Below are 11,007 nucleotides of genomic sequence, written 5' to 3' on the forward strand. Positions count from 1 at the left end.
TCACAGGAGTAAGGTTTCATTCTACAGGCACTTAGACGTTGATATACTCCATCATCCCATACTGTATTGCACTCAAGCAGGAACTGCTATATTCTTTGGATTTTTGAGTCCGCTTTGTATATCTTTGGATAATTTTGTCTAGATGAGTGCGTTGTTGCGCTGTGAGAATTTTAGTCTGGGTCTTTTCAATTCGAGCCGCCGCACCAAATGCTTTTTTTGCACCATTTGACTCTATGTCTATCGATGCTGCTTCTTTGCTGGTTTGGGTTGGGGGGATAGAAGATACAGTATTTTGTGGCTTGACACCATTATTTTGAGATGTCGCCGCAGGTACAACTGGAATTGTTAGAGATTGACTGTTATTACCCAATAGTGCCAATTGCTGGCTCATGATTTGTAACTGCTGATTAATCACATTTTCTAGGACGCTATTAGATACAGCAGGTTGGGTAGAAATCTGAGATGCAGATCCATTCGATCCATTTGTATGAACTTCATGCACTATTAAGGTAGGTGATGTGGCTGTAGGTGTAGGTTCTGAAATGGGTTCTGCAACCGTTTCTGTTAATCTTAATGCAGATAAAGCTTCGGCAGACAAGGCTGAATTGATAAAGTCAGCCAGTGTTCCTAAATTGGGGTAAATTTCTAGTAACTGCCTAAGTGTTACCTTGACTTGAAATTTTTTCTTCAACGCTAGCCCAACTTGCGTCAGAGATAAGGAATCTAATCCCATTTCTAAAAATGTTGTCGAATCATCAACACTGGCGATTTCCAATCCTGATGTTTCTTCGATAATTTCTTTGAGCAGAGGAATGAGCTTTTGCTGAGGAGATGTTGTCATAATTTGGGTCTTTTCTAATAACTGGGGATTTAAAAGTTTGGGATTTGCGGCACGATTAGGATGAGGTAGAGGATCAATCCAGAATCGTTGGCTTTCAAAGGGATAAGTAGGTAGAGGAATTCGTTGTCGCGTTTCCCTTTGATAGAAGTTGTTCCAGTCAATAGATACTCCTGCTAACCACAGTTGTCCTACTGCCTTGAGTAATACCGTCCATTCGGCTTCGTTCGCAGCGTTATCACCCAGAGAAGGAATCGCGATCTGTTGTTTAATATCTTTTGCTTGTTGGCGGGCTAAGGTTGTAGTTGTAATTCGCGGCCCCACCTCTAATAGTAAGCGTTCTGGTTCCTGCCATAGGGTTTGTACGCCCTCTGCAAATCGCACAGTCTGACGTAGATGTGTAGCCCAATACATCGGATCGGTTGCTTGCTGGGCTGTAATCCAGTCGGCGGTAACTGTGGATACAAAGGGAATTTGGGGCGGCGATAATTTAACCTTTCCAACTACTTCAGCAAACGGGTGGATGATGCTATCCATCATCGGGGAGTGGAAAGCGTGGGAAGTGTGTAAATGACGACAGACAACTTCTTCGCTTTCTAATTGTTTTTGCAGAACTGCGATCGCCTCTGTGGGGCCAGAAACTACACACAGGGAAGGGCCATTAATTGCAGCGATCGCTAGTTCTGCACTCAATCGCAGTTTTAACTCTTTGGCTGGTAGGCGCACTGAGAGCATAGCTCCTGCGGGTAACTCCCACATGAAGCGACCGCGAGTTGCAACCAACATCAGCGCATCTTCTAAGCTAAATACACCCGCAATACAGGCAGCAACAAATTCGCCAATACTGTGACCAATCATGCCTTGTGGCTTGACTCCCCAACTTTGCCACAGTTGCGCTAACGCATATTCAATCACAAATAATGCTGGTTGGGTAAAGCAGGTTTGCCGCAGCGAGATGACCGCAGTTTCGCGTAGGCGTAGCCCGCCGTGGGCATCGCTTGGTGCAGGATAGATGATTTCTCGTAAATCCCTGCCCAGTAGAGGTTTAAGGATTTCAGCACATTCATCTACTGCTTCCTGAAACACAGGTTCGTAGTTGTAGAGATTCAATCCCATGTTCACATATTGCGATCCTTGTCCAGGGAACATGAAGATAACGGCTGGGTTGCGGATTTCTATATGACGGGTATTTACTTGATTGGGATCTAAAGATTGCAGAGCTGCGATCGCATCTGTGATATTGTGACAAACTATACTGCGTCGGTAGTTAAAAGCTTTGCGCCCGCGCTGTAAAGTATAAGCTACATCAGCTAAGTTAATTTCGGCATTGTACTGTAAATGCTGCTGTAAATTAGCTGTTGCAGCCTCTAAAGCTTGACTAGTTTTTGCCGAGAGTAACAATAGCTGCTGTGGGCGAGAAGATCCTGAACTTTGGATTGGTGGCGCTTCTTCTAGCACTATATGAGCATTAGTACCGCCAACACCAAAAGAACTTACACCAGCTCGTCGCAAAGTTTCACCTTCTGACCATTCAGCTAGTTTGGTATTTACATAGAAGGGACTGTTGGCAAAGTCAATTTTGGGGTTGGGAGCTTCAAAATTTAAACTAGGGGGAATCTTTTTATAATGCAGAGCGAGAGCAGTTTTGATTAACCCTGCTACCCCAGCCGCCGCCACTAAATGTCCGACATTGCTTTTAAGAGAGCCGATCGCACAAAATTGTTTAGCATCTGTATGTACGCGAAATGCTTGCGTCAGCGCTTCAATTTCAATCGGGTCGCCTAAAGGTGTAGCTGTGCCGTGAGCTTCAATATAAGAGATGGTTTCTGGGTGAAAGTTAGCATAAGCTTGCGCCATTGCAATCGCCTCTGCTTGTCCGTCTACGCTGGGAGCCGTAAAGCTCACCTTATCAGCGCCGTCATTATTGATACCAGAACCACGAATTACAGCATAGATGCGATCGCCATCATTGAGTGCATCTTCTAAACGCTTGAGGACAACTACTCCTGCGCCATTGTTGAACATTGTCCCCTGAGCGTTGGCATCAAAGGGACGACAATGCCCATCTCCAGACAGCATACTGCCTTCTTGCGCCACATAACCGCTGTTTTGGGGTGTAGTCATAGATACACCACCAGACAAAGCCAAATCGCACTGATAGCTAGTTAAAGCTTGGCAAGCCTGAATGACTGCTACCAAAGAAGTGGAACAGGCTGTATTGACGCTGACGGCCGGGCCTTTGAGGTTGAGTTTGTAAGCAGCACGGGTTGTCAAAAAGTCTTTTTCATTGGCTAACATCGTTTGGAACTCACCGATGCGATCGACAATTTCCATACGTCCAGAAATGTGGTTAGCAAAATAAGTATTTTGACCGCAACCAGCGTACAAGCCAATCAAACCCTCAAAAGACTCTGATTCATAACCAGCATTTTCTAGGGCTTCATAAACCAACTCTAGAAAAACTCTCGCCTGTGGATCCATAACCACAGCTTCAAGTGGATTAATGCCAAAAAACGCAGCATCAAAGGTTTCACCTCCAGGAATTATCCCTCTAGCTTTCACATAGCTAGGATCTTTGCAAAGGTTTGGATTGATACTAGGATCGAGTTCCTCATCTTCAAAAAAAGTCGTTGATTCTAATCCCTCGCAAAGATTGCGCCAAAATTCATCGACATTTCCAGCGCCAGGAAATCTTCCTACCATGCCAATAATGGCAACACCATCACTAGGATCTTGGTTATCGGATGCTTGCATATTTACCATTGCTTAAACATTTTGTTGATGATTACGGCGACGAGCACGAGCTGCTTGTTGGCGTTGGGCACGATTTTGCAGCTTGTCAAAAGACGGTTGGCTATTCTGGTTTGAATTCAAATACTTTGCTAAAGAGCCAATCGTTGAATACTGAAATAGCTTTACAGCAGGTAGCTCAATACCAAGTTCCTGTTTTACTCGTGCAGCAACTTGGAGAATTGAGATTGAAGTTGCTCCTAAATCAAAGAAATTATCATCAATCCCGACACGATCGATTTTCAGCAGTTCGGACAAAATACCTGCAAGCGAACGCTCTAAATCGTTTTGGGGAGCAATATACGCTTGTTCCAGTTGCGGACGTTCTCTACTTGGTACTGGCAATTTATATCTATCTACTTTGCCATTTGCAGTCAAAGGCAAGGATTCTAACATCACAAACGCTGATGGCACCATATAATTAGGTAGTCGCTGTTGTAAGAAACTACGTAATTTATTGTGTGTATATTTACTGTTATAGTGAGGGACAATATAAGCCGTTAACTGTTTTTCACCTGCTTCATCTTGACGAGCTAAAACGACAATTTCCCGAACATCAGGATGTCGTGCAATCTCCCGCTCAATTTCCCCTAGTTCAATTCGGAAACCGCGAATTTTTACTTGATTGTCAATCCGACCTAAGAACTCAATATTACCATCTGGAAGATAACGAGCTAAATCTCCAGTCTTATAAAGGCGCGTTGCTAAATTACTATCAAAGGAATGAGAAATAAATTTTTCGGCAGTCAAATCGGGACGGTTCAAATAGCCTCTAGCTAATCCATCACCACCAATATACAATTCGCCAGCTTCTCCAATTGATACTGATTGGAGATTGTGATCTAATATATAAACTTGGGTATTAGCAATGGGGCGACCAACAGGAATCGAAACATCTGGTTGCAGTGGGGCTGTTATAGTATGGCAGCAGGTAAAAGTTGTATTCTCAGTTGGGCCATAACCATTAATTAGCTGACAGTTTTCTACTGTTTGGAGAAACTTCTGCACATGGGGAACAGATAAAACATCGCCACCCGCTAAAAGTTGACGCAAGGATTTTAAAGCATCAATTTTTTCATCTACTATCAGGTGGAATAAACCAGCTGTCAGCCAAAGAGTAGTAACTTGGTATTGTTGAATAATCTGCCCTAATTCTTCTAAAGATGGTGTATGAGGAGGGTATATTACTAGTCGTCCGCCATTAAGTAAGCAACCCCAAATTTCAAAAGTTGAAGCGTCAAAAGAAATAGGAGCTAGTTGCAAAATTACTTCTTCAGATGTGAGGTGAGCGTAATTAGTTTCTTTAACTAACCTAACTACACCACGATGGATAACACTAACACCTTTGGGTGTACCTGTAGAACCTGATGTAAACATGACATAAGCCAAGTTTTCAGCAGTAATATTAGTGCTTAGATTCTCTTTTTTGTTTAGAGTAATTGTATTCCAATCTGCATCTAGGCAAATTACAAATGCTGTGTGAGTGGGTAATTTGGCAACTAATTCTTTTTGAGTTAATAGTATAGATACTTGGGTATCTGACAGCATGAAAGCTAAACGTTCTTGTGGATACCCTGGATCTAATGGTACATAAGCTCCACCTGCTTTAAGGATAGCTAGAAGGGCTACAATCATTTCTAAGGAGCGCTCTATGTATATTCCTACAAGAGTTTCTGCCCCTACTCCTAGTGATTGTAGATGTTTTGCTAGTTGATTAGCACGACTGTTCAAATCTCTATAGGTGAGATACTGATTATTAAAAATTAGTGCTATAGCATCAGGTGTTTTCTCTACTTGTGCTTCAAACAACTGATGAATACACGCTTGCTGAGGATAATCAGTTTGAGTATAATTCCACTCAATTAGTAGGTGTTTTTGGGATTTTTTCAAAATAGGTAATGTTAAATTATCTTGTTCTAAATTATTTTCTAATAATGAAGTTTGATTCTTGGTTATCAGCAATTTATTTTTGTTTTTAAATAATGAACTAGTTATTATTTTCATATTTAACTTGAGCAAAAATATATTTTTTACAAAAAGCTTAGTTAGTTATTGAATAATACTGCATCTTAACTTAAAAAAATTATAATTTAGCAATGGATGCATTTAATATTATTACTAACATAAACAAAATCAGAATATTATTGATTGAAAAATATTAAAAATGGTTCTAAAACAATATAAAAAATATTTTTATATATTAACAATTTAGATTTTCGGATAAACCAGTGAACCATATCGAGTATGATATTGTTATAGTATCAATGAATAACAAAATTTTAAATGTATTTACATTTAAAATGATATTGTTAGTTTCTGGATTTAGATAAACAGATAAAGTTAAAAATCAAATAACACTTAGATATATTTGGTTACTAGTATATCCATTTATATTTAATAGTTACATTGTTAGCTTTGAAATTATATTAAAAGATTAATTTCACAACAAATTTTGCCGCAAATATACAATATTTGTGTGAAAGGGCACTGACTCTAAGATTTAGTTCTCTCATTCTGACCTATTTCCTCCAAATCGTGATTATTTCCAATATATCTTCATTGAAAATTAAAACTTTAGAGATATTTGCAATGAGAATATTAACTGTACGTAGGCTTATTTTGAGAAACCAAGAATAATTAATACCTTGAATAACAGGAATCCAGCGATTTTAGCAATTAATTAAGTAATGTAACTTCTTCGAGGTAGGTTGAACTTCAGCGAAACGAGAATAGGGTGAGCATTTTAATGCTCACCCCACAATAACGAACTATTTGCTGTAGTCTCGACTTTTGGCAATGAGCCAAAGTTTTCTACATGTTGGTCAAGACTTAGGATTAATTGTTTCTACGTTTAGCCCAACTCCAAAGGTATCGCCATGTTCTACTTTTGATATATTCAAAAGTTTCTTTACTAATATCAATTTATTTTATAGGCGCGATCGCCTACACCGCAGTCTCTGGCAATGGCGTTCCGCCCACCGTATGCTCGCCGTTGATTGCACTAGTTAACAAATTAGTTCAAAAGTACTATAAATTTCTTGCTCAAATTTCGGATGGGTGGCGCTTATATTTGATGTACATCAATTGCCGTAAAGGTTTGGAGTTTTGCACCGGGAACTAGTCTAAACTCCAGACATTATGGGATATCGAGTACGGATGTGCGACGCCAGTCGCTTCAAGTCGGCAGAGCCGCCCAACACGCTGGCTCCCCTTTTTACGCCGCTTCGCGGTTGACCATTGGTATCGGTTGATTAAACAACGCTTGCATTGGACGCTACCAAAGCTTTCCACTCCCCAACAGTGTGACCGATGAAGCGATTTAATGCCACCGATGACTTGGGAATTATGGCTGGCTCGTGATATTGTCATTGACAATCCGCTTCCGTGGCATAAACAAATGACTCAACTCACTCCAGGACGAGTTGCACAAGCCATGCCTGGGATTTTGGTCAGAGTTTCTACTCCATCCATTCCGCCAAAACCACGCGGTAAATCTCCTGGTTGGAAGACCGGACAGCCTCGGCAACGTAGAATTCGCTATCCCATAGTTAAAAAGCGTACTTCATCTTCACGTAAAGCTGAGCCGAAACCTGCTTGATTTGTAATTTTTCTACTTTTTTAATTTAGTTATTCTCAACTCAGGGAAGCTGAGTTATTTTGTGCTTCTTAGTCTAAAGTCCAGACAGTAAAATACTTGGGTAAAAAAATAACCGGAGATCAAGGATCAAGACGGTATCTTCTCCATTCCCATCGGTGAGGGAGGATTACAACAAGTTGAAGCTAGTTATACGGTTGAGTCGGCTACAAACCCTAAACTTTCTTACGAAACTAGTTTGACAGCACAAAAAATTTCTGTTCCTGAACCATCAGCATTAATTGCTCTTGGCATAGTGAGATTACTAAACATTACGCAAAAAAAAGTTTTTAATTTGAACTTAGTGGAAAAAGTCAGATTTTGGATGGGCTGCTCCATCACTTACATCTCTAACATGTGTTTGCCGTGCTCATCCCCCCAATGTACAGATGTGCGCCCCTACTGCAATAAGCTTGACATGATTCAAGCAATATGTTAATAATTATAGTTTGTGGAAACTTTACTTCTTAAGATAAGCTCTTGGCTAACGTCATTGTCATAGGTGCCCAATGGGGCGATGAAGGAAAAGGTAAAATAACTGACTTACTCAGCCGTTCTGCAGATGTTGTGGTGCGTTACCAAGGGGGTGTCAATGCTGGACACACGATTGTAGTTAAAGGTCAGACCTTTAAACTGCACCTGATTCCCTCTGGGATTTTGTATCCAAATACCGATTGCATTATCGGCTGTGGAACAGTCATCGATCCACAGATTTTGATCGCAGAACTCGACCAACTAAAAGAGTTAAATATTTCCACTGACCACCTGCTGATATCTGAGACAGCCCACGTAACGATGCCTTATCATCGATTGATTGACCAGGCATCTGAAGAACGACGGGGAAGCTATAAGATCGGCACAACAGGTCGGGGCATTGGGCCGACTTATGCTGACAAATCTGAACGTACAGGCATTCGAGTTTTAGACTTGATGAACCCGGATGGGCTGCGCGAGCAGTTGGAGTGGACAATTAATTATAAAAACGTCATTTTAGAAAAGCTTTACAACTTGCCGCCTCTAGATCCACAAGAGGTGATTGAGCAGTATTTGAAGTACGCAGAACGCTTGCGACCTTATGTTGTTGATACATCGTTGAAAATATCTGATGCGATTCAGCGACGGCGTAATATTTTGTTTGAAGGCGCACAAGGTACGCTCCTAGACTTAGATCATGGAACTTATCCCTATGTCACCTCCTCTAACCCAGTGGCAGGTGGGGCTTGTGTTGGTACTGGGGTAGGGCCAACAATGATTGATCGGGTAATTGGGGTGTCGAAAGCATATACAACCCGTGTGGGAGAGGGACCATTTCCCACTGAATTGGATGGAAAGTTGGGAGAATTGTTGTGCGATCGCGGTGCGGAATTTGGCACAACCACCGGACGCAAACGACGCTGTGGCTGGTTTGATGCCGTCATCGGTCGCTATGCCGTGCGGATTAATGGCATGGATTGTATGGCGCTGACCAAACTGGATGTTCTCGATGAATTAGAGTCAATCCAAGTTTGTGTCGCATACAACATAGATGGGCAACGTAGCGAACACTTCCCCAGAAGTTCTCGTCAATTTGCTAGATGTCGCCCCATCTACAAAACCTTACCGGGGTGGAAAGTGTCAACAACCCACTGCCGCACCCTAGAAGACTTGCCACAAGCAGCATTGGACTATCTAAAATTCTTAGCCGAATTGATGGAAGTTCCGATTGCGATCGTCTCACTAGGAGCCAGCCGCGATCAAACCATAATCGTAGAAGACCCTATCCACGGGCCCAAACGCGCTTTACTGCACCCCGACGGCACACCTGCTACCCTACTTAGTGCTTAGTGAGTGCTGAGTATTGAGTACTAGGATTTAATGACAAAAGACAACTGACGAAGGACAACTTTTATGGCTATTACAGTCGAATCTCAAAAACGTCCAGAAGGCAGCAAGCCAAAAGCTTTGCGCCGTTCTGGACTCATACCTGCCAATTTGTATGGTCATAAGGGTACAGAATCTATTTCTTTCACCATTGATGCCAAAGCTGTTGAGCGCTTGCTCAAAAGAGCTTCCGTCAACAACACCTTGATTGATTTAAACATTACCGATGCACCTTGGCGTGGTAAAACTTTGCTGCGGGAACTTCAGATTCACCCCGCAAAAGGTACGCCTTACCATCTCAGCTTTTTTGCAGTTGCTGGTCACGGCGACACCACTGTAGAAGTACCGCTGCGTTATGTGGGAACTGCTGTTGGTGTTAAACAAGAAGGTGGTTTTTTAGACACCGTTATCACTGAGTTGCAAGTGAGCTGTGCGCCAGAAAACATCCCAGAAATAATTGAAATTGATGTCTCTAACCTGCAAATTGGAGACAGCTTGCGTATTCACGAGCTAGTCTTGCCTCAAGGTGTCACAGTTCTTGGTGATACGGAGCGAGTCGTAGTTAGCGTCTCGCAGCCGCAAATCAGCGCTGCTGCTGAGGAAGAAGCTGAGTTAGAGGGTGAAACAGCCTCAGAAGCTACGTAAGTGTGTAATAATTTTTGATGATAGCCAGGGGGAAACTCCTGGTTTTTTTGTATTTAAACCTGCACAAAGAGATGACAGAAGTAATAAGCTGTTACGCATTAAAATTGCACATTAACTAGTGAGGGTTGTCCTTTGTCCTTAGAAACTACTAATGACTAATGACTAATGACTAATGACGGTGTACATGAAGTTTGTGCAATATATAGGCGCATTAGCTTACCAATTCAACGTTCAACCCAATCTACGCAGTTTATGGCTTTAGCCTAACGTACTTAATTACGAATTACTTTAACGTGCATCACCAATCAACACAAATGGCGACCAATAATAAGGATGGTCTTTAATTAGCTTCAACTTAGCTTTTTGCAAAGCTTCTCCTTTGGTCATACCCTGCTTGAGGTTTTGATAAAATTGAATCATCAATTGCTGAGTAGCTTTATCATCAACCGCCCATAAACTTGCCATCACAGCTTTAGCACCAGCACGCTCAAATATATAAGCAACACCTGCAAGTCCTGTGCTAGCATCATTCAAATTAGTGTCTACAGCAGTTTGACAGGCACTAAGAGTAATCAGTTGTGTGCCTTGTAACCCTAAAAGAGCAGCATTGGCAATGTCTAAGGGTTTGTCAGCAAATAGTAACGTATTATTTTTTAACTTGACTTTTTTGCAATCTTCAGTTTTGAAACAGCCGTGAGTTGCTAAGTGCAAAAATGAAAAGCGCAATGCTTGGGATCTAAACTTTTCTAGGGTAGCTTCATTGTGGATATAAACTTCACTGTCTGGCAGTATTTCCTTAATACTTCTAACTTCTGCCTCTGCACCTGGGAGATTTTGTGGGTCACTGGGTACTGGATTACCAAATGCTAAAACAGCTTGTAGTTTGGGGGGTACGGCATTTTGCACACCTGGAGATTTTAGGGAATTATTGGAAATGCGAGTGAGATAGTTGATAGGATATTTCTCGATCAGAAATTGGTTGGTTTTACTGTCGGAAAGAGTTTCAAAAGGTAGATGGCGCAGTTGACCAGTAGCGATAATACTTAGTTCTTTGGGGGATAAAGCTTTAATTTTGTCTTCTATAGGACGAATAAGAATATCATAAAGTTTACCGCCAGTTTCACGGTAGTTAGAATCACTTTCATCTTGTATAGCAGTCGCCATCTTAGTTAGGACGTAGAATATATAGAGAAGTGATTGATTTCTGCATTCGTATGGCAAACCCTTACAGTTATGATCT

The 11,007-nt window shown here is 41.6% G+C and carries 7 protein-coding genes; 4 read left to right on the forward strand and 3 right to left on the reverse strand.

The features are described from left to right. Positions 1–31: 31 nt before the first annotated feature. Both V7K89_RS33470 and V7K89_RS33475 read right to left on the reverse strand, forming a co-directional pair. The gene (locus V7K89_RS33470) at positions 32–3,592 is read right to left on the reverse strand and encodes a type I polyketide synthase (protein ID WP_335195099.1); all 3,561 of its coding nucleotides are present in this window, start codon (positions 3,590–3,592) and stop codon (positions 32–34) included. A gap of 12 nt (positions 3,593–3,604) precedes the next feature. After that, positions 3,605–5,632: a non-ribosomal peptide synthetase gene (locus tag V7K89_RS33475; RefSeq protein WP_335195101.1), complete on the reverse strand. Its 2,028-nt coding sequence runs from the start codon at positions 5,630–5,632 to the stop codon at positions 3,605–3,607. A 792-nt stretch (positions 5,633–6,424) separates the two neighbouring features. On the opposite strand from V7K89_RS33475, the gene V7K89_RS33480 reads away from it, so the two are divergent. The 4 genes from V7K89_RS33480 to V7K89_RS33495 all read left to right on the forward strand — a co-directional run bounded on the left by V7K89_RS33480 (position 6,425) and on the right by V7K89_RS33495 (position 9,767). Further along, on the forward strand, positions 6,425–6,637 hold the full coding sequence (locus V7K89_RS33480) for a hypothetical protein (RefSeq protein WP_335195103.1): 213 nt from the start codon (positions 6,425–6,427) through the stop codon (positions 6,635–6,637). Between the two features lie 313 nt (positions 6,638–6,950). Then, the gene (locus tag V7K89_RS33485) at positions 6,951–7,226 is read left to right on the forward strand and encodes a hypothetical protein (RefSeq protein ID WP_335195105.1); all 276 of its coding nucleotides are present in this window, start codon (positions 6,951–6,953) and stop codon (positions 7,224–7,226) included. A 516-nt stretch (positions 7,227–7,742) separates the two neighbouring features. Continuing rightward, positions 7,743–9,086: an adenylosuccinate synthase gene (locus tag V7K89_RS33490; protein ID WP_335195107.1), complete on the forward strand. Its 1,344-nt coding sequence runs from the start codon at positions 7,743–7,745 to the stop codon at positions 9,084–9,086. 63 nt (positions 9,087–9,149) lie between these two features. Further along, positions 9,150–9,767, forward strand: a complete 618-nt coding sequence (locus tag V7K89_RS33495; RefSeq protein WP_335195109.1) for a 50S ribosomal protein L25/general stress protein Ctc — start codon at positions 9,150–9,152, stop codon at positions 9,765–9,767. A gap of 288 nt (positions 9,768–10,055) precedes the next feature. Here the strand turns inward: V7K89_RS33495 and V7K89_RS33500 are convergent. Further along, the coding region (locus tag V7K89_RS33500; RefSeq protein WP_335195111.1) for a CHAT domain-containing protein at positions 10,056–11,007 on the reverse strand (952 nt) is incomplete at its 5' end.

Source organism: Nostoc sp., assembly GCF_036917515.1.
In the GTDB taxonomy this organism is placed as follows: Bacteria; Cyanobacteriota; Cyanobacteriia; order Cyanobacteriales; family Nostocaceae; genus Nostoc.

What these genes read in the sequence shown, in the direction of transcription:
- V7K89_RS33470 (WP_335195099.1), bottom strand. Translation starts at nt 3,592, where the DNA reads ATGCAAGCATCCGATAACCAAGATCCTAGTGATGGTGTTGCCATTATT.
- V7K89_RS33475 (WP_335195101.1), bottom strand. Translation starts at nt 5,632, where the DNA reads ATGAAAATAATAACTAGTTCATTATTTAAAAACAAAAATAAATTGCTG.
- V7K89_RS33480 (WP_335195103.1), top strand. Translation starts at nt 6,425, where the DNA reads ATGAGCCAAAGTTTTCTACATGTTGGTCAAGACTTAGGATTAATTGTT.
- V7K89_RS33485 (WP_335195105.1), top strand. Translation starts at nt 6,951, where the DNA reads ATGCCACCGATGACTTGGGAATTATGGCTGGCTCGTGATATTGTCATT.
- V7K89_RS33495 (WP_335195109.1), top strand. Translation starts at nt 9,150, where the DNA reads ATGGCTATTACAGTCGAATCTCAAAAACGTCCAGAAGGCAGCAAGCCA.